Consider the following 18,921-nt stretch of genomic DNA (forward strand, 5'->3'; position numbering starts at 1 on the left):
TTTCGCGTCAGGTATTCCAAGATGGTTGATCATCACCACATCGCAGCAAGCCGCGGCGAAATCGACACGCAGCTTCGCGGCATTCTCGCAGATGTACTGGGCCTCGAGCCTGGGCGTGTCGCAGAGTTCGTCAACGAGACCGGCTTGTTCGGCCAATTGCCTGAACTCGATTCCATGGCAGTAGCGGGCCTTCTCACCGAGATGGAAGACCGGCTCGGCATCATCATCGAGGACGACGATGTCGATGGCGAAATGCTGGAAACCTACGGCGGCCTGCTCGCTTTCGCCGAGGCAAAAGCCGCTTCGGCGTGATCCCTTTCCAGCTCATCGACTGGCCGTGCCCCGCCAATTCCGGCGAGCCGCACGAGGAAATGGCGCTCGTCTTCGACCAGGGGCGGCAGCACCGGCTTCTCGTCTTGCCCGCGTGGTTCGATGAAGCGAACAAGCTGCGCCGCCAGACCGTCGAAATAATGCGCCGCCTCAATCTAGCCGGCGTCGACAGCATGCTGCCAGACTTGCCCGGTATGAACGAGAGCGAGTTGCCGATCGAACTGCAGACGCTCGAATCCTGGCGCACAGCGGCGGCCGCCGCAGCAGGACACTTCGGCGCCAGTCATGTGCTTGCGATACGCGCCGGGGCTATGGTGGCTCCCAAGGAACTGGCGGGGTGGAGCTACGCACCGATCGAAGGCAAGCGTGTGCTTCGCTCCCTGCTGCGCGCGCGGGCCATTGCCTCGCGCGAAGCCGGTATATCCGAGCGCGGGGACGAGATGCTGGCAACGGCACGCCGCGATGGCATCGAACTGGCGGGCTGGTGGATCGGCCCGGGGATGTTCAAGGCGCTCGAAACAGCCACTCACGCGGCTTCGCTCGCGATGATTGAACAGGCGGACATAGGTGGTGCCGGTCTATGGCTGAGGGCGGAGCCTGACGAAGATCCTGAACAGGCGGACAAGCTGGCATCCATCCTGGCGATGGGCATAACCGGAGCGTGAGCCGCCTTCATCTGACGTTCGAGTGCGCTGGCGCCACACTCGCGGGGACCCTGGACACCGCGCCGGGCACCAGCGGTCTTCTCCTGGTCACGGGGGGCAATGAAATCCGCTCGGGTGCCTTTTCGGGTCAGGCGGCACTGGCCGCACGCCTTGCAGCCCACGGTTACCCGGTTTTCCGGTTCGATCGCCGAGGGGTTGGCGACAGCGGAGGCGAGAACAAGGGTTTCAGAAAGAGTCGCAAGGATATCGAAAGTGCCCTTGCCGCCTTTCGGGTCATCGCGCCTCGGGTCGAGCGCGTCGTCGCCTTCGGCAACTGCGACGCGGCCAGCGCGTTGATGCTGGCGGGGGGTGCCGGTTGCGATGCCCTCGTCCTGTCAAACCCCTGGACGATCGAGGGCGACGACAAAACGCCGCCACCGGCCGCAGTACGTGCCCGGTACGCGGAGAAACTTAGGAACCCGCGCGAGGTCGCGCGGCTGCTTACCGGCGGGGTGGACCTGGGCAAGCTGGCCCGTGGCCTGATCCACGCCGGTCGCAGAAGTGCGCCGCCCGCCAATCTTGCCGGGGAAATTGCGGCCGGGCTTGCGGCCTTCGACGGGCCGGTCCGCATTATCCTGGCGGGCGCTGACCGCACCGCGCAAGTCTTCCAGTCAAACTGGGACGCAAACGATCCGCGGGTTGTCCAGTGCAAAGACGCCGGTCATGCATGGGCCGAGCCCCAGGCCCGAGAGTTCCTCGATCGTCACCTTATCGAGATGCTTCGCCGCTAGCGCAGGAACAGGCTCGCGAGTTCGACATGAGTTGACCAGCGGAACTGTCCCACTGGCCGCAGCTCCGCCAAGCGGAAGCCCCCATCCACAAGGGTTCTTGCGTCCTTGGCCCAGCTTGCCGGGTTGCAGCTGATGTAAACCACTCGGTCGACGGCACTGCGAGCCAGATGTGCAACCTGTTCGCGTGCCCCGGCGCGGGGCGGGTCGAGAAGAACCCCGTCGAAACGAGAAAGCTCTTCGGGCTGCAGAGGGTTGCGAAACAGGTCGCGGTGGTGGCTCTCAAGGGACGGGAGTGACCGCGCCGCGGCGAGACGGCAGACCAGGTGCGCATCGCGCGACGCCTCATATGCGGCGACCTTCCCAGCCAGCGAGAATGCGAAAGTGCCGAGGCCCGCGAACAGGTCGGCCACGATCTCCGACGCAGCGAGCCACTCGCGCGCAGCTGCCACCAGCGCAGCCTCTCCGTCCAGGGTCGCCTGAAGAAACGCGCCCGGAGGCAGCGATACCGCCACGCCGCCCAAAGTGACGGTGACGGGCTCCGGCTCCCAAACTGTCTCGCTCCCATACCCAAGGTCCACCGTGACCCGCGCGAGAGAGTGCGCCTGTGCGAACTCCAGGACCGCCTCGGTCGCTTCGAGGCCGTCCATAGCGAAATTTCGCAAACCGCAATCGATCCCCTGGTCGCCCTGAGTGAGCTCGATGTCGACGGCCCACCTGCCCGATTGGCTTCGCAGCAGGCGCCGAAGGGGTGCGAGCAGGCTGAACAACTCGGGCGTGATGACATGACATTCCGCCAGATCGACAATTCGATGCGAACCACTTTGCCGGAAGCCCAGCGCCACTTTCCCGCTCTGCATCGCTGCGTGCAACGTCGCGCGTCTGCGGGATCGCGGCGGCGACAGGTGCGCGCGCGCAAGCTCCGCGGGCTGTATGCCTTGTCCTTGGGCGGCGTGAAGAACGCGATCGCGCACGAAATCCGCAAGCGTGTCTTCGTCGAGATGCTGCAACTGGCAGCTGCCGCAATGGCCGAAATGACGGCACGGAGGCACGGCGTGGTGCGGTCCCGGCTCAAGGCTGCCATCCGCGCGGAGGACATCTCCCGGCGCGGCGAAGCTGACATGCCGACCGCTTTCGGTGACGCCGTCACCCTTGGCGGCGACCCGCAAAACTTGTTCACTATCCATTACAAGAATCGTCGGTATCCCGCAGAAACAGCATGACAAAGATCGTCCGCGGTCAATGCCGGGCCAGCAACACGCGCAGCCTCCGCATGGAGCCAGACCGCCTCCCCCGCGGCAGTGAATGCATCGCTGCCCGCGGCCATCCTGCTCGCCGCCATGCCTGCCAGCACATCGCCGGAGCCGGCGACCGACAGCCAGCTAGGACCCGGCGGGAAGAATGCAAGCTTTCCTGTGCGATCGACCGCGACGGTGTCGGCCCCCTTCGCCAGGACCGTCACGCCGGTAGCTTCCGCGACTGCAGAGGCGCGCGACACCTTGTCGGACTCGTCGACAGCGAAGGTCTCGCTTAACGCCGCCAACTCGCCTTCATGCGGAGTGAACAGCAGAAGCGAGGTGTCGATCCCTTCGAGCAGGTCGTCATCGATGATGTGAAGCGCGTCGGCGTCGATCACGGTGAGCACCCTGCGTTCGAGCACTGTCGCCAGGCGATCCCGGGCGGTAGCATCGCGGCCAAGGCCCGGCCCGACAAGAAAAGCCGACCAGCGCTTGTCGTTCACGACCTCGTCAAGAGGGGAGTTGTCGATGACGAGGCCGGCCGGCGCTCCTGCGGGAATGTCTTGGGACAAGAGCTTCACATATCCCGCGCCGGAGCGCATCGCCGCTTGAGCCGCGAGCAGCGCCGCGCCAGGCATCGATCCGGAGACCACCCCCACGAGCCCCCTGCTGTATTTGTGAGCGTCCATTGACGGGGCGGTCAACGTTGGGCGCGAAAAGACCGACCCCGCGTGGCAGGAGGTCGCGATTCCGATATCCACCACCCGACGCTCGCCCATGAAGGCCATGGCGGGCATGAGGAAGTGCGACGGCTTCCACGCTCCCAGCGCCAGAGTCGCGTCAAAGCGCGGTACGGCCCCAAGCACGGCCCCGTTGTCAGTGGCGATCCCGCTGGGCAAATCTATCGCTACGCATTGGTCGTGGGTTGCTGCGAGCGTGTTCAGCAGCGACGCGTGTTCGGTGGAGAGCGGCCGCGTCAAGCCCGAGCCGAAGAGGCAATCGACGAATACGCCGCCATGCGCGTTACGATCGGTACTCTCGCCTTGCCAACGGTTCCTTGCGGAAATGGCCGCATCTGTTGTCGGCAGTTCGGGCGCCACGAGGTTCACGGCGAGCCCCCGCCGGCGCAACGTCTCCGCAATCACGTAGCCGTCACCGCCATTGTTTCCCGGTCCGCAAAGGATCGTCACCGAGCGGCCGGCGGCTATCCGCCATATCCAGTCGGCGGCACCCTTGCCGGCGCGCTGCATCAGAACGTCGACCGACGTTCCGCCCTCGATGAGGGCAAGCTCGGCCTGGCGCATCTGCGCAGCCGTCAGAACTTGCTCAGGGGAGCGCATCGAGATCCGCCGGGAAGCGATACCGATCGACGCCTACCGCCACCTCCATGACCGGCGGCTCGCCGCTGAGCGCACTCACAGCTTCATCGGCGCCGTCGATTGCGATCATGCCTTTGCGATCCTTGGCGATCCTGAATCGCCTGAACGCGCCGCCCGGGTGTCGAACCACGAATTCAGGTCCCTCTTCTCCGGACACTCTCTCGACCAGACAGTCGGGCGCGAAACGACTGCCCTCGCCCTGTGCACATTCGATCCGCCTTGCATCCTCCCCCGCCTGCGGCTGTGCTTCGCCCGAAGAGCATGAGGCCAGATAAAGCGCCACCGGCAGCACGAGCCAGCGCATCAGTTCCGGCTCAGCCCGCGAAGGTCGCGCACCGCTCCGCGGGCCGCGCTGGTCGTCATTGCGGCATAAGCCTGCAGCGCGGTAGAAACCACACGTCGACGGGGTTTGGCCGGACGAAATCCGCGTTCCGAAATGGCCGCGCTTCTGCGCGCGAGCTCCTCTGCGGGGACGGCAAGGTTTATCGTACGCCTAGGTATGTCGATCTCAATGCGGTCGCCATCTTGGACGAGCGCGATTACGCCCCCTTCAGCCGCTTCCGGGCTGACGTGGCCGATCGACAGGCCCGAAGTGCCGCCCGAAAAGCGTCCGTCCGTAATCAGCGCGCAGTCTGCTCCGAGACCCTTCGATTTGAGGTAGCTCGTGGGGTAGAGCATTTCCTGCATGCCCGGACCTCCGCGGGGCCCTTCGTACCGGATCACAACGACATCGCCGGCAGCTACCTGGTCGGTGAGGATCGCAGCGACCGCCGCATCCTGGCTTTCGAACACCCTGGCCGGGCCTGCAAAGGTCAGGATATGTTCGTCGACTCCGGCAGTCTTTACGATGCACCCGTCCTTTGCGAGGTTGCCAAAGAGGACCGCCAGACCGCCATCCTGGCTGAAAGCGTGGTCCCGGGAACGGATCACTCCTTCCCTGCGGTCGGTATCCAGCGCGTCCCAGCGCCTGCTTTGGCTGAAGGCAGTCTGCGTGGGCACACCGCCCGGCGCGGCGCGGTAGAAATCCTGTATCGCCGGGTTGTTGGTAAGCCTCACGTCCCAATCGGCGAGCGCATCGCCAAGCGTCGGACTGTGAACGGTCGGCAAGGCTGTATGGAGCAGCCCCGCGCGATCGAGCTCGCCGAGGATGCCCATGATGCCCCCGGCGCGGTGGACATCCTCCATGTGGACATCGCTTTTGGCCGGCGCCACCTTGCACAGGCAGGGAACGTTCCGGCTGAGCCGGTCGATATCCGCCATCGTGAAATCCACTCCGGCCTCGTGTGCGGCGGCGAGCAGGTGAAGCACGGTGTTCGTTGAACCACCCATCGCGATGTCGAGGCTCATTGCATTCTCGAACGCTTCGAAGCTCGCGATGCTTCGTGGCAAGGCGCTTTCGTCCCCCTCGCGGTAATACCGCTCGCAGAGAGCCACCGCGAGGCGGCCAGCCCGTTCGAACAGGCCCTGACGGTCGGAATGGGTCGCGAGGACCGAGCCGTTCCCCGGTAGCGAAAGGCCGAGCGCCTCAGTCAGACAGTTCATCGAATTGGCGGTGAACATCCCCGAACACGAGCCGCACGTGGGGCATGCCGCGCGTTCGATATCGGCCACTTCCTCGTCCGTGTAGCTCTCGTCGCCTGCGGCCACCATTGCGTCGACGAGGTCGAGGGCGACCTCCCTTCCCTTCAGGATTACCTTGCCGGCTTCCATCGGCCCGCCCGAGACGAACACTGCGGGAATGTTGATCCGCAGAGCCGCCATCAACATCCCTGGCGTGATCTTGTCGCAATTGGAGATGCATACCATTGCGTCTGCGCAATGCGCGTTGACCATGAACTCGACGCTGTCGGCGATCAATTCGCGACTGGGCAGAGAGTAAAGCATGCCATCATGCCCCATCGCTATGCCATCATCGACCGCTATCGTGTTGAATTCCTTGGCCACCCCGCCGGCTGCCTCGATCTCGCGCGCGACAAGTTGCCCGAGGTCCTTGAGATGAACATGTCCGGGTACGAACTGTGTGAAGGAATTCACCACGGCGATGATGGGCTTGCCGAAATCGGCGTCCTTCATGCCGGTGGCACGCCACAGCCCGCGTGCGCCCGCCATGTTGCGGCCGTGGGTTGATGTGCGGGAGCGAAGTTCGGGCATCGATGCAGTCCTTGGCCTATAGCACCAGCACTAAGGCAAGAGCGTCGACGCGCGAAGGCGGTTTTGCTTAGGCCGCCTCAAGGAGCGATGCCACCTGCCGGGCCACTTGGGCAATCATCTTCGCCCAGATTGCTTGACCGTTCCCCTCGGCGATGAGGTCCTGCCGCACCTCGATTGCCAGGTAAGGTCGACCTCGCGCTTCGGCGTGGCGGTTCATCGTCGCGTTGAGCTGGCGGCCCGAATAAGGCTCGTTATCGCCAACCATGAGACCGTATTGCTCAAACAATCGGATGCCATGAAGTGCGGCGCGATCATCCTGATTGTAGAGGATCCCGACTTGCCATGGGCGGGACGCCGGCGCGCTGCGAAGTGACGGCGTGAAGCTGTGAAGTGAAACGATCAGCGCAGGCTCGGCGTCATCGAGCCAGCTAGCAAGGGCGCCATGATAGGGCCGGTGGAACCGCTGGAGGCGCTTCTCCCGGTCGATCCCGATGTTTCCGGGGATCACATGGCCATCGCTCGTTTCGGGAATGACGGCCGGATTGTCCTCTTCGCGGTGCAGGTCGCACACGAGCCGGCTTATCGTGGCGAGGTGCGCGGGGATGCCCGGCTCGGCGGCCAGACGCTCGGCGACCGCCTCGACCCCGATATCGACGGCAATGTGCTCCCGAAGGAGTGCTGGATCGATACCCAGGTCAATGTCGGCGGGAACGTGATTTGAGGCGTGGTCGGCAACCAGTACGATCCCGCCCCTCCGCATATTGCCGATGTGACGCCATGACTGCTCGCTCATGGGCGCAGTTTGCCGCTGAGTTGCCACCAGTCCGGGTGCTCCGCGGCAATCTTCCGTGCCGCGGCCTCGCGTGCCTCCTCGGTCGCGTACAGGGCAAAGCAGGTCGCTCCGGATCCGGACATTCGCGTCAACATCGCGTCAGTTGCGTTCAGTGACGCAAGCAATTGCCCGATCTGCGGGACGATGGTGATTGCGGATGGCTGGAGATCATTGCGTCCGGCTCGCAGGATGGCGGAGGCCGGACCATCCGGCAGAGGTCCGCGATCGATACCGTCCCATCCAGCGAATACCGGTCCCGTAGCGAGCGGGATGCGGGGGTTCACGAGAAGCACAGGAGTCGCGGCCAAATCATTGTTAATAGGCGTTAATTCGGTCCCCGTCGCGCTCCCCACACACATGTAGCTTTCGACACAGGCGGGCACGTCCGCACCGAGCTTTGCGGCGCGGGTGCGCCAATCATCGGGCAGCCCGTGAAGTTGATCGACGATCCGGAAGACCGCACCGGCGTCGGCCGATCCGCCGCCAAGTCCGGCGGCGACGGGCAAGTTCTTTTCGAGCGTCAATCGCAAGCCTTCCGACCGTGAAAGATGCCCGAGAGCCTTCGTGACGAGATTATTAAAAGGATCAGTCAGTTGTGACGCGAACTCACCAACGATTGTCAGCTGATCGCTCGGCGCTGGAGTGGCTTCGAGTACGTCACCGACATCGACGAAGGCAAACAGGGTCTCGATGTCGTGATAGCCATCCTCGCGCCGACGGCGGACGTGCAGCGCGAGATTGATCTTGGCGTAAGCGATTTCGCGCAAGGCGCGGATCACATGTTCGGGTAGTTTGGACCGCCACCGCCTTCGGGAGCAACCCAGGTGATGTTCTGGTTCGGATCCTTGATGTCGCATGTCTTGCAGTGGACGCAATTCTGCGAATTGATCTGGTATTTCGGTTCCCCGGTCGTCTCGTCGACCAGCCATTCATAGACGCCCGCCGGGCAGTAGAACTGCGATGGGCCACCGTAGACGCCCAGCTCGCTCCGCTTCTGCAGATCCATGTCTTTTACGACCAGGTGCACCGGCTGATTTTCGGCATGGTTGGTATAGCTGTACGCGACACTGGTAAGCCGGTCGAAGCTGATCACGCCATCTGGCTTCGGATAAACGATCTTCGGAAACAGGTCAGCGCGCCCGGTCAGTTCATAGTCGGGCTCATGCTTCATCGCAGGGATGATCGGCATCTTGAGATAGCGAAGCCACATGTCGAGGCCGGCCACGATCGTGCCGAAGTCCCCGCCGAACTTGGCGACGGCCGGCTGTGCGTTCTGCACCAGCTTGAGCTCATCGGCGATCCAGCTCGACCGTACGGCTGCGTCATAGTCCATGAGGGCGGTCTTTTCCTCGCCGCGGCCGATCGCGGCGGCCGCTGCCTCGGCAGCTAGCATGCCGCTTTTCATGGCGGTGTGGCTGCCCTTGATGCGAGGGACGTTCACGAAGCCCGCCGCGCAGCCAATCAGCGCACCGCCCGGAAAAGCCAGCCTGGGTACGCTTTGCCAGCCGCCCTCGTTGATGGCGCGAGCGCCATAGGCGACGCGCTTCCCGCCTTCGAGGTATTCGCGGATCGCGGGATGCTGCTTCCAGCGCTGGAATTCCTGGAACGGGCTGACCCAGGGATTGCGGTAATCGAGCGCCGTGACGAAGCCGAGCGCGACTTGGCCATTGGCCTGGTGGTAAAGGAAGCCACCGCCCCAGCTTTCGCTTTCCGAAAGCGGCCAGCCCTGCGTGTGTATGACACGGCCCGGAACGTGCTTGTCCGGCGCAATGTCCCATATTTCCTTGATGCCGAGGCCATAAACCTGGGGCTGGCAATCAGCCTCGAGATCGAACCTCGCCTTCATTCGCTTGGTCAGGTGGCCGCGCGCCCCTTCGGCGAACAGCGTGTACTTGGCGTGGATCTCCATGCCGGGCTGGTAATCACCCTTGTGCGAACCGTCGGCCGCGACACCCATGTCCTGGGTTATGACACCCGCCACGGCGCCGTCCTCGCCGACGATCACCTCGGCGGCGGGGAAGCCCGGAAACACCATCACGCCGAGCCCCTCGGCCTGCTCCCCGAGCCACCGGCACATATTGCCCAGCGAGCCCGTGTAGCAGCCGTCATTCGACATGAACGGGGGCATCATCAGGTGCGGCAGGCTGGTCTTGCCCGACTTGCTGAGTACCCAGTGCCAATTGTCGGTGACGGGGACTTCAGCCATCGGACAGCTCTCGCGCCAATCGGGCAGCAGCTCATCGAGCGCCTTCGGATCGACCACGGCGCCCGAGAGGATGTGCGCGCCAATCTCGCTGCCCTTTTCAAGAACAACGACTTCCAGTTCGGAGTTCAGCTGCTTCAGCCTGATCGCGGCCGCGAGGCCGGCAGGGCCGCCACCGACGATCAGCACGTCGCACGGCATCGATTCTCGTTCGCTCATCGCTCGGCAGGCTCCGGTTTCATTCGCCGAAACGCTTGATTGCAGCGACGTGGCAGGTCAAGACCTGAGCTTCTCCGCAATGCCCCGCCAAGCCCCCTCCCCGCTCGAAAGCGATATCGCCGCGGCGCTCCAATGGTGGCGTGAAGCAGGCGTCGATTCGGACTTCGCCGACGAACCGCGGGCGTGGCTGCAACCGGCGGAGGCATCGCCGCCTGTACCAACAGCCTCCAAACCGCTCCCTCCGGTTCCACCCCCAGCCCCAGCTCGCAAACTTGGCGGAGCGCACGAAACCTGGCCCGGCGAACTGCCTGCCTTCCGCCAATGGTGGTTGAGCGAACCGAGCCTCGATCAAGGAGGGCTGTCGCCGCGCGTCGCGCCTCGGGGCGAAGCGGGGGCCGATCTGATGGTGCTTGTAGCGATGCCCGAAGAACAGGATCGGGACGGGTTGCTCTCCGGACCGCATGGGCGTCTTCTCGCCGGTTTCCTGCGGGCGGCCGGATTGCCCGGGAATCGAGTCTACCTCGCAAGCGCCCTGGCGCGCCATACGCTGCTGCCGGATTGGAACGAGTTGGCGTCCGAGGGACTTGCCAAACTGATCTCGCATCACGTCGGCCTCGCGATGCCGAAACGGCTTCTGATCTTCGGACGCAACATCCTGCCGCTTTGCGGGCACGATCCGGCGCAACCTCCTGCCGCGTTAACGTTTTTCAACCATGATGGAGGCAGGGTTGATGCGCTTGCTGAAGCGGGTCTTGAACGGCTGCTGGGCAATCCGCAGTTGCGCGCCGGCTTTTGGAAGCGCTGGCTGAACTGGACGGGGTAAAGGATCGATGATCGCGGCACGGCGGCTCACAATCGCATTGGCGACGGCGGGAGCGATCGCATGCGTCGCGCCCACGCCTGCGATGGCCAGCAGTTCCGCAGCGGAATACTTCCGCGCGCGCGCTACCTCGAGCAACGTCCCCGAGCTTCTGAGCAAATCCGACCGCGAATGGTACAAGTCACTCTTTGCGGCCATCGACACGCAGGATTGGGCACGGGTCGATGCGATGTTCGCCGAGAAGCCCGAGGGGCCACTCCATCAGATCGCCCGCGCAGAGTACTTTTTGCACCCCGCAAGCCCGAAGATTGAGCTGCCCGCGATCGAAAGCTGGCTCGCGCAGGGTACGAGCCTGCCGCAGGCCACCCAGATCGCAGCCCTCGGCCTGAAGCGCGGACTGGCGTCCATGCCGATCCTGCCCGCCGAGCAGCAGCTTGTCCCCCAGGGCTACGCTCCGCGCAGGGTGCTACCCGGCAGCGTCAACGACGGTACGATGCCGGCGACCGTCAAGGACGCGATCCTCGAACGTATCAAGGCGGACGACCCTCAGGGCGCCCGGGTACTGCTGGATGGGGTGGATGCCAGCTTGTCTGGCGAAGCGCGCGCCGAGTGGCGTCAGCGCGTCGCTTGGAGCTACTATATCGAAAACCAGGACGCTGCCGCGCTCGCGATGGCCAACACGGTCCGCGACGGGGGTTCGGGCGCGTGGGTAGGAGAAGGCGATTGGGCGGCCGGCCTCGCAGCCTGGCGGTTGGGAGACTGCGCACAGGCAGCAGAGGGTTTTTCGCGTGCTGCACGCTCCGCGCAGAACCTGGAGCTGATAGCAGGTGCCTACTACTGGTCGAGTCGCGCTTTGGTCCGGTGCCGCCAGCCTGAAAAGGCGGCCGAACAGCTGCGCGGCGCGGCCCGGCTCGACGAGACGCTCTACGGGATGCTCGCCCGCGAAGCGCTGGGCCAGGAGCTGCCTGCCGGTCACCGCTCGGCGGATTTTGACCTTGCCGATTGGCAACGCCTGCGTGACGCGCCCAACGTCCGGACCGCCGTCGCCCTTGCAGAGATTGGCCGCGATGGGCTCGCGGACGAAGTTCTCCGTCATGAAGCCAAGATCGGCCCGGCTAACGAATACGATGCGTTGAGTCGTCTCGCCCGCGACCTCGGGCTGCCGTCGACCCAGCTTTGGATGGCTGCCAACGCCCCGAAGGGCGCTCACGCTGAGCCCACCCTGCGCTATCCCGCTCCGCGCTGGCAACCGGCGACGGGTTGGAAAGTGGATCCCGCGCTTGCGTTCGCCCACACGCTCCAGGAGTCGCGCTTCCAGGTGAACGCCGTCAGCCCTGCGCAAGCCAAAGGCCTGATGCAGATCACCCCGATCACGGTGCGTCAGCATGCGCCTCGGCTGAACATGAGCGCAAGCTACGTCAACCTTGCAGACCCGGCCACCAACCTCGCCTTTGGTCAGGAGAATCTCGAAATGCTTCGAGACAGCGCGGCGACCGGCGGTTTGCTGCCGAAGATCATGGCGGCCTACAATGCGGGCCTTTCTCCTGTGACGCGGTGGAATTCCGAAGTGCGCGATCAGGGCGATCCGCTGCTCTACATGGAAAGCATCCCGTATTGGGAAACACGCGGCTACGTGGCGATCGTCATGCGGAATTACTGGATGTATGAGCGTCAGGCAGGTGGCGCGAGCGATAGCCGGAAGGCGCTCGCGCAAGGCATGTGGCCAACGTTCCCCGAGCTGGCCGGCGGCGGCGCGGTTCGACTGACAAGGGCTGACTGAACGCTCGATCAGCGCCTTGGTTATAGCACTGGCGCGGTGCGCTTGTTCTATATATGTTCTGGCACATGGAACGGCGCCCCGAATCCGAAGTCAGCGGCAGAGGAGCACAATCGGGTGCAGTTCCACAGCGCTTCGGACTTGCTGCGCGTGAAGTCGATCGGGACTGGCGCCATCATATGGAGTCGCTCGACGGGCCGCCGGTAAAGTTGCGGACGACGGTCATCGAAGAGCGCCCACGCTCAATCCTCACATTCAACACCTCGCCCGATATTGGCTTCGATCGCTCAATCAACGCGTACCGGGGGTGCGAGCACGGCTGCATATATTGCTTCGCACGGCCGACTCATGCCTATCACGATCTGTCGCCGGGACTTGACTTCGAAACCCGGCTGTTCGCGAAGCCTGAGGCCGCGCGCCTCTTGCGAGAGACGCTCGCCAAACCCGCGTACCGGCCTCGTCCGATCGCCATGGGCACCAACACCGATCCATACCAGCCGATCGAGCGGCGCTATCGGATCACCCGGCAAATCCTGGAAGTGTGTCTCGATACGCGCCATCCGGTGACGATAACCACGAAGTCGGATCGCGTATGCGATGACATGGATCTGCTTGTAGAACTTGCTGCGCTGGACCTGGTGGCGGTGGGCATCTCGGTCACGACATTGGATGCAGGTCTGTCGGCGAAGCTGGAGCCTCGCGCGGCGTCGCCGGCCAAGCGGCTTGCCGCGCTTGGCAAGTTGGTGGAGGCGGGTGTGCCGGCCCACTGCGCCGTCGCGCCCGTCATTCCTGCGATCACCGATAGCTTCATGGAAGAAATCGTAGCCCAGGCAGCCGGCTTGGGGGTACGCTCGGTGGGCTGGATACCGCTGCGATTGCCGAATGAAGTGGCGCCCCTGTTTCGCGAATGGTTGTCTGTTCACTTTCCCGAACGCGGCGACAAGGTGATGTCGATAGTCCGCTCGATCCGCGGAGGGCGCGACAACGATCCGCGCTTTTTCACACGCATGAAACCGAGCGGAGTGTGGGCCGATCTTTTCAGGGCGCGATTTCGCGTCGCGGCGGCACGGGCGGGAATCGGGAAGCAGCGCTTCGCGCTTGATTCCTCACGCTTTCGTCCGCCGACAGCCAACGGCCAACTGAGATTGCTCTAAATTTTTCTTGCTTCGCCGGGCACTGAATGGGTTTCTGAGCATTAAGTGTCTTAAGCGACCTGGTATGGCATTGCCGCGCCGTTGCGTCGGATCATACAAAGCACTGCCGCGAGGTCGATAATCCCAATGAAGGACGATAAGAGGATCGCGCAGGATCCGATCGACTTCGGCCATCCCCAATCCAGGCAAAAGTCCGCCAAGCCCTACGAAAGCTTCGAGGGAGCGTCCGGCCTTCTGTTCGAACAGGCGATGGCGCAGACGCGGATGGCGGTGTGCCTTACCGATCCGAACCAGCCCGACGACCCAATCGTCTTCTGCAACGATGCCTTCGAACGCTTGACCGGCTATACCGCCGCCGAAATTATTGGTCGCAACTGCCGCTTTCTTCAGGGCGCCCAGTCCGATCCACGCCAGGTCGCCAAGATGCGACGCGCGATCGAGCAGGAAGATGTCGCGATCTTTGAAATCCTCAATTACCGAAAAGACGGGACGCCGTTCTGGAATGCGCTCCATCTCGGACCGATCTACGATAGCGATGGGCGTCTCAAGTACTTCTTCGGCAGCCAGTGGGACGTGACTGATATTCATCTTGCGCGCGCGGAAGAGCGCCACGCCAAGGAAATGGCGCGGGAGGTGTCACACCGCCTGAAAAACGTCTTCGCCGTGATTGCCGGGATCGTGAACATTACTGGCCGGTCGATGCAGGCAAAACAGGTTTCAAAGAAGATCAACGAACGGATTCATGCCCTCGGGCGCTCGTACGAGCCCACGCTCGACGAAGCATTCCTCGGCACGACCGAGGTGGGTCAGTCGATCCGCGCCGTGCTGAGGCCGTACGATCCCGAGGGCGACCGGATCATCTGTGAGGGTGAGCATGTGCGTAGCGAGCCGAACGCGATCTCCGCAGTCGGCCTCACACTTCACGAACTCGCCGCCAACGCATCGAAGTATGGCGCACTGTCGAACGAAACCGGCACGATCGACGTCACGTGGAAGCACGTGTCTGACAAACACGGCCGCCAAGCGTTGGTGGTCAGTTGGAAAGAACGCGGCGGGCCTCCGATTTCCGGTGAACCGGAGATGACGGGTACCGGATTTAACATCAGCAGTGCCCTATTGAGTCACTCTCGCGGGGTCATCGAACCGGTTTGGGAGGCCGACGGACTGCGGGTCGAAATCTCCCTCCCCCTTTCGCATTAGCCAGGAAGACAAAACATGAAACGCTTCCTGGTACTCGAGGACGAGCCACTGATCGCGATGGATCTCAAGCATGCGTTCGAGGACGTTGGAGCGAGCGCGGTGATGGCAGCCACGAGCGAGCAGGCGATGGAAGCCATCGACGAGAACCGGTTCTCAGGAGCGATCCTGGACGTCAATCTTGGGCGCGGAGAGACTTGCGCGCGCGCTGCGGGCAGGCTGAAGAAACTCGGTATCCCGTTCGTCCTTCACACAGGGGACCTGGACCGCTCTGGAGAGTTCCTGCGTGATCTGGAAGCGCCGGTGCTTGCAAAGCCGCAAGCCGCGGATGACGTGGTGAGCTACCTGATGGGATTACTTTAGCCCGAACTCGCGCACGTCTTCCGCTGCATCACTTCGCTCAAACCGCGGTGGCGAAGGCATCTTCCTCGAGCGCCATCACGGCCTCGGCGCCAGTCTCGATTTTCCGGCGCAGCGAGCCCGCGTCGGGCACGAAACGATCCATGAAATATCGCGCAGTGGTGAGCTTGGCCTGATAAAATGTGTCATCCCCGTCGCCGGCTGACAGTGCCGACGAGGCCACCTTGGCCATCCTGAGCCACATCAGACCCAGCGAAACGATCCCCATGATGTGCATGTAGTGGTGCGCGCCGGCGCCCAGATTGTTGGGATTGGCCATGGCGTTCTGCATGAACCACATCGTCGCCGCTTTCTGTTCGCCAAGGGCACGGTCGAGTGCATCGGCCAGGGGAGCAAGTGGGTCCTGCGCCCGGGCGGAAGCGATCTCTTCGTCACAAAGGGCGAAGAAGCGCTGAATACCCGCCCCGCCCTTCATGGCCAGCTTGCGGCCGCACAAGTCCATCGCCTGGATGCCGTTCGTGCCTTCGTAGATCATCGCGATACGGCTATCGCGCACGAACTGCTCCATCCCCCATTCCGCGATGTAGCCGTGTCCGCCGAACACCTGCTGCATATTGACGGCGACATCGAAGCCCTTGTCGGTGCCGTAACCCTTCAAGACGGGCGTCAGCAGGCCGAGCAACATGTCAGCCTCCTCCCGTTCCTCGGGAGTCGCGGCCTTGTGCGAGAGGTCGACCAGCAAAGCTGCCCAGAGGTAGAGAGCACGCATGCCTTCGGTGTAGGCCTTGGCGTCCATCAGCATCCGGCGAACGTCCGGGTGCACCAAGATCGGATCGGCCTTCGCGGATGGGTCGGCCGGTCCGGTGAGCGCCCGACCCTGCCGCCGGTCGCGCGCGTAGGCGACGGCGTTCTGGTAGGCGATCTCGGCCTGCGCGAGCCCCTGGATGCCTACGCCGAGGCGGGCGGCGTTCATCATGATGAACATGGCGGAGAGTCCCTTCATCTCCTCGCCAACCAGCCAGCCCTTTGCGCCATCGTAATTCATCACGCAGGTGGCGTTGCCGTGAATACCCATCTTGTGTTCGAGCGAGCCACACTGAACCGCGTTGCGTTCGCCGAGCGATCCGTCGGGATTGACGAGGATCTTCGGCACAATGAACAGGCTGATGCCCTTGCTGCTGTCCGGCGCACCCGGGGTTTTTGCCAGGACGAGATGGACGATGTTGTCGGTCAGGTCGTGCTCGCCCGCCGAAATGAAGATCTTGGTCCCCGTGACGGCGTAGCTGCCGTCAGCCTGCGGTTCGGCGCGCGTGCGGATCAGCCCCAGGTCGGTTCCGCACTGGGGCTCGGTCAGGTTCATGGTGCCGAGCCACTCGCTGGCGATCATCCTCGGAGCATAAAGTGCCTTCTGCTCGTCGCTTCCGGTTGCCAGGATCGCGCTCACCGCACCGTTCGTCAGCCCGGGATACATGCCGAAGGAATGGTTGGCGGTGGAGACGAATTCCTCGAGCACGAAACCGAGCACGTGCGGCATTCCCTGGCCGCCGAACTCCGTCGGCTGAGACAGCGTGCTCCAACCTGCCTCGACGTACTGGTCGAACGCAGCCTTGAAGCCGGTCGGCGTGGTCACCGAGCCATCGGGGTGGCGCGTGCAGCCCTCGCGATCTCCCACCTGGTTCAGCGGATGAAGAACTTCGGATGCGAAGCGTCCACACCCGTCGATAACGGAATCGATCAGATCTGGAGTTGCACTCTCGAACCCGGGCAAGTTGCCATAGCCAGGCAGGTCGAGGACTTCCTTGACGATGAACTTCGCGTCGCGCGTGGGGGCGGTGTAACTGGGCATCGGTCAGTCCTTGTTAGCCTTCGTCTGCGACGCGTTCGACGTGGGCGATGAATGCGGTGAGCTCGGCAATGGCGGAATCGATATCGGCCCGTTGCCGCTTGAGCTGTGCCACGTGCGTGCGGCACTTCTCGATCGTGACGCGGCGCTGCTCAACGCGGCCGTCGCCCAGATCGTAGAGGTCGATCATCTCGCGTATTTCGCCAAGGCTGAACCCAACGTTCTTGGCGCGCATGATCCAGGCAAGGCGGGCACGGTCGCGCTTAGAGTAGATGCGGGCCAGTCCAACGCGGCGCGGCGCGATCAGCCCTTCGTCCTCATAAAACCGCAAGGCGCGTGCGGTGCAGCCGAATTCTTCCGTCAGGTCGGAGATGGAGAACTGTTCGCGTTCCAGGTGGTCGGGGCGATCGATGTGAGCACTGTGACCGGAAGATTGAGGTGTGCGCACTGGCTCGTCCATTGCCCGCCAATAGTCGTTGGTTTACGTTTCCGTCAAGTTGTGACGGAACGGAGAGCATCGTTATCGAGTTCTCTGAAGAAGCACGAGACGGCTCCGGTGTGGCAAGTGGGACCGTCCGGGCGGCATTCCAGCACCAGCGCATCCTGGTCACAATCGACGAGAATCTTCTCGACGTGGAGCACGTGACCGGAGCTCTCGCCCTTCTTCCAAAGCCGACCGCGAGAGCGCGAGCGGAAGTGTGCGAAGCCTGTTCTCCGCGTTTCCGCGAGCGCCTCGGCATCCATGAAGGCGACCATCAGGACAGCCCGCGTTGTCACGTCCACGACTACCGCGCTGAGAAGCCCCTGGCCGTCGAACTTCGGAGCGAAGAGGTCATCACTCTGCACGTTCATCACTTCCCAGACTTACGTCCTTCAAGAGCGGCCTTGTTGCAGGATAACCACAGATCTCGGGCAAAAACAGTGACCTTACAAGTTGGTGCTTTGTCGAACAGATGTTCAATGAGACACCTGTAGGGCAGTCCGAGGGGGTTGCGAACTGGAATTCCGGTGCCGACAGAGCGCCAGGTTCAGGGACGACCGATACCAGTCGCAGGCGCGATCGGGTCGGCAGACGATTGAGGGATCGGATCCAGGTGGCCGAAGGGGGAGGCCACCGCAGCCTGAGGAGCAATCCACGGCGGATCCAGCGTATTTCGTCACGGCACGCCCGGGGTTAACGCCCCGGGCGTTTCGTTTAGGGCTTTATCACCCTCCGCTTCATCGAGCACGCGGGCGAAGCAGGCAATGATGACTTTGGCGGCGCCGGCTGCCTTCAGCGCCTTCACGCAAGCCTCTGTCGTGGCCCCGCTGGTCAGCACGTCGTCTACCAGGATTATCTGCGCGGCCTTTATCTCGCCGAGGAGCCGCGGCCCCACTTCGAGTGCCCCCGCCAGTGCGCGAGCGCGCGCGGTGCGTCCCAGCCCGCCCAGCATTGGCGTTCGCTTGCGCCGGACCAGGCCGTCCACGACGAGCCTGGCGCCGCTGCGGCGAGCTACCTCCCTCGCCAGGAGCGCGGCCTGGTTGAAGCCGCGGGACCAGAGCCGCCATCGATGGAGGGGGACCGGCACCGCCAGCCATTCGCCCTCGAGCGCGGGAAGCCGAGCAACAATCAGCCGGGCCAGCATCGGCGCCATCGCGATCCGGCCGCCGTGCTTGAAGGCTAACACCAGCTTGCGCGAGCCCTCGCCATAGAGCGTGCCGGCGGCGATGCCGTCGTGACGGGGAGGATGACCCATGCAAGGTGCGCAGATTGCTCCGCCCTGCACTGCGAATTCTTCAAACGGGCGCTGGCACAAGCGACAGGATGGATCGCCCGGGATGCGTAGCTCGCTCCAGCAGGGACCGCACAGGCCACCCTGCGCGCCGATCGCCGAACCACAAAGCGGACATCGCGGAGGATAGACGAGGTCCACGAGGGGCGCGAGGCTGGCCTTCAGAGTTGTGGCGAACGTCATCTAGATGCCACTTGCAACGCGGCGCGGGATG

The 18,921-nt window shown here is 63.6% G+C and carries 20 protein-coding genes and 1 pseudogene; 9 read left to right on the plus strand and 12 right to left on the minus strand.

From position 1 onward, the window contains the following. The first annotated feature begins 21 nt into the window (after positions 1-21). Genes IEW58_RS05830 through IEW58_RS05840 form a run of 3 tightly spaced genes read left to right on the plus strand, consistent with a single transcriptional unit; the run spans position 22 to position 1,765 of the window. Positions 22-312 (plus strand): acyl carrier protein, encoded by a 291-nt coding sequence (locus IEW58_RS05830; protein WP_188644263.1) that lies wholly within the window; start codon positions 22-24, stop codon positions 310-312. Beyond that, positions 309-995 carry a hypothetical protein gene (locus IEW58_RS05835; RefSeq protein WP_229658455.1) on the plus strand — a complete coding sequence of 229 codons (687 nt, stop codon included), beginning with the start codon at positions 309-311 and terminating at the stop codon, positions 993-995. The genes IEW58_RS05830 and IEW58_RS05835 overlap by 4 nt, the downstream gene beginning before the upstream one ends. Further along, positions 992-1,765 carry a hydrolase 1, exosortase A system-associated gene (locus IEW58_RS05840; RefSeq protein ID WP_188644264.1) on the plus strand — a complete coding sequence of 258 codons (774 nt, stop codon included), beginning with the start codon at positions 992-994 and terminating at the stop codon, positions 1,763-1,765. Before IEW58_RS05835 ends, IEW58_RS05840 begins: the two co-directional genes overlap by 4 nt. On the opposite strand, the gene IEW58_RS13995 is transcribed toward IEW58_RS05840, so the two are convergent. After that, positions 1,762-2,412: a class I SAM-dependent RNA methyltransferase gene (locus IEW58_RS13995; RefSeq protein ID WP_308419256.1), complete on the minus strand. Its 651-nt coding sequence runs from the start codon at positions 2,410-2,412 to the stop codon at positions 1,762-1,764. The two genes, IEW58_RS05840 and IEW58_RS13995, sit on opposite strands and share 4 nt — an antisense overlap. A gap of 75 nt (positions 2,413-2,487) precedes the next feature. On the opposite strand from IEW58_RS13995, the gene IEW58_RS14000 reads away from it, so the two are divergent. Continuing rightward, positions 2,488-2,985, plus strand: a complete 498-nt coding sequence (locus tag IEW58_RS14000) for a hypothetical protein (protein WP_308419257.1) — start codon at positions 2,488-2,490, stop codon at positions 2,983-2,985. Here the strand turns inward: IEW58_RS14000 and IEW58_RS05850 are convergent. The 6 genes from IEW58_RS05850 to IEW58_RS05875 form a co-directional block, all read right to left on the minus strand. Then, positions 2,949-4,340 carry an NAD(P)H-hydrate epimerase gene (locus tag IEW58_RS05850; protein ID WP_188644266.1) on the minus strand — a complete coding sequence of 464 codons (1,392 nt, stop codon included), beginning with the start codon at positions 4,338-4,340 and terminating at the stop codon, positions 2,949-2,951. The two genes, IEW58_RS14000 and IEW58_RS05850, sit on opposite strands and share 37 nt — an antisense overlap. Beyond that, positions 4,327-4,683: a hypothetical protein gene (locus IEW58_RS05855; RefSeq protein WP_188644267.1), complete on the minus strand. Its 357-nt coding sequence runs from the start codon at positions 4,681-4,683 to the stop codon at positions 4,327-4,329. Before IEW58_RS05855 ends, IEW58_RS05850 begins: the two co-directional genes overlap by 14 nt. After that, positions 4,683-6,530, minus strand: a complete 1,848-nt coding sequence (gene ilvD / locus IEW58_RS05860; protein ID WP_188644268.1) for a dihydroxy-acid dehydratase — start codon at positions 6,528-6,530, stop codon at positions 4,683-4,685. Before ilvD ends, IEW58_RS05855 begins: the two co-directional genes overlap by 1 nt. Positions 6,531-6,597: 67 nt before the next feature. After that, positions 6,598-7,323 (minus strand): N-formylglutamate amidohydrolase, encoded by a 726-nt coding sequence (locus tag IEW58_RS05865; protein ID WP_188644269.1) that lies wholly within the window; start codon positions 7,321-7,323, stop codon positions 6,598-6,600. Then, positions 7,320-8,129 carry a 4-(cytidine 5'-diphospho)-2-C-methyl-D-erythritol kinase gene (locus IEW58_RS05870; RefSeq protein WP_229658457.1) on the minus strand — a complete coding sequence of 270 codons (810 nt, stop codon included), beginning with the start codon at positions 8,127-8,129 and terminating at the stop codon, positions 7,320-7,322. Before IEW58_RS05870 ends, IEW58_RS05865 begins: the two co-directional genes overlap by 4 nt. An 8-nt stretch (positions 8,130-8,137) precedes the next feature. Then, complete coding sequence (locus tag IEW58_RS05875; RefSeq protein ID WP_188644270.1) at positions 8,138-9,784, minus strand: electron transfer flavoprotein-ubiquinone oxidoreductase; 1,647 nt, start codon at positions 9,782-9,784, stop codon at positions 8,138-8,140. Positions 9,785-10,112: 328 nt separating this feature from the next. Between IEW58_RS05875 and IEW58_RS05880 the strand changes: the two genes are divergently transcribed. The 5 genes from IEW58_RS05880 (at position 10,113) to IEW58_RS05900 (ending at position 15,095) form a co-directional block, all read left to right on the plus strand. After that, on the plus strand, positions 10,113-10,607 hold the full coding sequence (locus IEW58_RS05880; RefSeq protein ID WP_188644271.1) for a uracil-DNA glycosylase family protein: 495 nt from the start codon (positions 10,113-10,115) through the stop codon (positions 10,605-10,607). 7 nt (positions 10,608-10,614) lie between these two features. Then, complete coding sequence (locus IEW58_RS05885) at positions 10,615-12,384, plus strand: lytic transglycosylase domain-containing protein (RefSeq protein ID WP_188644272.1); 1,770 nt, start codon at positions 10,615-10,617, stop codon at positions 12,382-12,384. 65 nt (positions 12,385-12,449) lie between these two features. Then, positions 12,450-13,535 (plus strand): PA0069 family radical SAM protein, encoded by a 1,086-nt coding sequence (locus tag IEW58_RS05890; RefSeq protein ID WP_188644273.1) that lies wholly within the window; start codon positions 12,450-12,452, stop codon positions 13,533-13,535. 126 nt (positions 13,536-13,661) lie between these two features. Beyond that, positions 13,662-14,735, plus strand: coding sequence for a PAS domain-containing protein (locus tag IEW58_RS05895; RefSeq protein ID WP_188644274.1), 1,074 nt, complete (start codon positions 13,662-13,664; stop codon positions 14,733-14,735). A 15-nt stretch (positions 14,736-14,750) separates the two neighbouring features. Then, positions 14,751-15,095, plus strand: a complete 345-nt coding sequence (locus IEW58_RS05900; RefSeq protein WP_188644275.1) for a response regulator — start codon at positions 14,751-14,753, stop codon at positions 15,093-15,095. A gap of 37 nt (positions 15,096-15,132) precedes the next feature. On the opposite strand, the gene IEW58_RS05905 is transcribed toward IEW58_RS05900, so the two are convergent. From IEW58_RS05905 to IEW58_RS14005, 5 genes and pseudogenes are all read right to left on the minus strand, one after another. After that, entirely contained in the window at positions 15,133-16,938 is a 1,806-nt protein-coding gene (locus IEW58_RS05905; protein ID WP_188644276.1) for an acyl-CoA dehydrogenase C-terminal domain-containing protein, read from the minus strand. 13 nt (positions 16,939-16,951) lie between these two features. Then, the gene (locus IEW58_RS05910) at positions 16,952-17,395 is read right to left on the minus strand and encodes a MerR family transcriptional regulator (RefSeq protein WP_188644277.1); all 444 of its coding nucleotides are present in this window, start codon (positions 17,393-17,395) and stop codon (positions 16,952-16,954) included. Positions 17,396-17,427: 32 nt separating this feature from the next. Further along, the gene (gene hisI, locus IEW58_RS05915) at positions 17,428-17,787 is read right to left on the minus strand and encodes a phosphoribosyl-AMP cyclohydrolase (protein WP_188644278.1); all 360 of its coding nucleotides are present in this window, start codon (positions 17,785-17,787) and stop codon (positions 17,428-17,430) included. 305 nt (positions 17,788-18,092) lie between these two features. Beyond that, entirely contained in the window at positions 18,093-18,671 is a 579-nt protein-coding gene (locus tag IEW58_RS05920) for a ComF family protein (protein WP_308419276.1), read from the minus strand. 9 nt (positions 18,672-18,680) lie between these two features. Continuing rightward, positions 18,681-18,890 (minus strand): annotated as a pseudogene (locus IEW58_RS14005) (double zinc ribbon domain-containing protein); the annotation flags it as partial. Positions 18,891-18,921 lie beyond the last annotated feature (31 nt).

It is taken from the genome of Tsuneonella deserti (assembly GCF_014644315.1).
GTDB lineage: Bacteria > Pseudomonadota > Alphaproteobacteria > Sphingomonadales > Sphingomonadaceae > Tsuneonella > Tsuneonella deserti.

Bases quoted from the DNA above. Each gene is read 5' to 3' on its own strand.
- IEW58_RS05830 (WP_188644263.1), top strand. From the start codon at position 22: ATGGTTGATCATCACCACATCGCAGCAAGCCGCGGCGAAATCGACACG.
- IEW58_RS13995 (WP_308419256.1), bottom strand. From the start codon at position 2,412: ATGGACGGCCTCGAAGCGACCGAGGCGGTCCTGGAGTTCGCACAGGCG.
- IEW58_RS05850 (WP_188644266.1), bottom strand. From the start codon at position 4,340: ATGCGCTCCCCTGAGCAAGTTCTGACGGCTGCGCAGATGCGCCAGGCC.
- IEW58_RS05855 (WP_188644267.1), bottom strand. From the start codon at position 4,683: ATGCGCTGGCTCGTGCTGCCGGTGGCGCTTTATCTGGCCTCATGCTCT.
- ilvD (WP_188644268.1), bottom strand. From the start codon at position 6,530: ATGCCCGAACTTCGCTCCCGCACATCAACCCACGGCCGCAACATGGCG.
- IEW58_RS05865 (WP_188644269.1), bottom strand. From the start codon at position 7,323: ATGAGCGAGCAGTCATGGCGTCACATCGGCAATATGCGGAGGGGCGGG.
- IEW58_RS05875 (WP_188644270.1), bottom strand. From the start codon at position 9,784: ATGAGCGAACGAGAATCGATGCCGTGCGACGTGCTGATCGTCGGTGGC.
- IEW58_RS05885 (WP_188644272.1), top strand. From the start codon at position 10,615: ATGATCGCGGCACGGCGGCTCACAATCGCATTGGCGACGGCGGGAGCG.
- IEW58_RS05890 (WP_188644273.1), top strand. From the start codon at position 12,450: ATGGAACGGCGCCCCGAATCCGAAGTCAGCGGCAGAGGAGCACAATCG.
- IEW58_RS05895 (WP_188644274.1), top strand. From the start codon at position 13,662: ATGAAGGACGATAAGAGGATCGCGCAGGATCCGATCGACTTCGGCCAT.
- IEW58_RS05900 (WP_188644275.1), top strand. From the start codon at position 14,751: ATGAAACGCTTCCTGGTACTCGAGGACGAGCCACTGATCGCGATGGAT.
- IEW58_RS05905 (WP_188644276.1), bottom strand. From the start codon at position 16,938: ATGCCCAGTTACACCGCCCCCACGCGCGACGCGAAGTTCATCGTCAAG.
- IEW58_RS05910 (WP_188644277.1), bottom strand. From the start codon at position 17,395: ATGGACGAGCCAGTGCGCACACCTCAATCTTCCGGTCACAGTGCTCAC.
- hisI (WP_188644278.1), bottom strand. From the start codon at position 17,787: ATGAACGTGCAGAGTGATGACCTCTTCGCTCCGAAGTTCGACGGCCAG.
- IEW58_RS05920 (WP_308419276.1), bottom strand. From the start codon at position 18,671: ATGGGTCATCCTCCCCGTCACGACGGCATCGCCGCCGGCACGCTCTAT.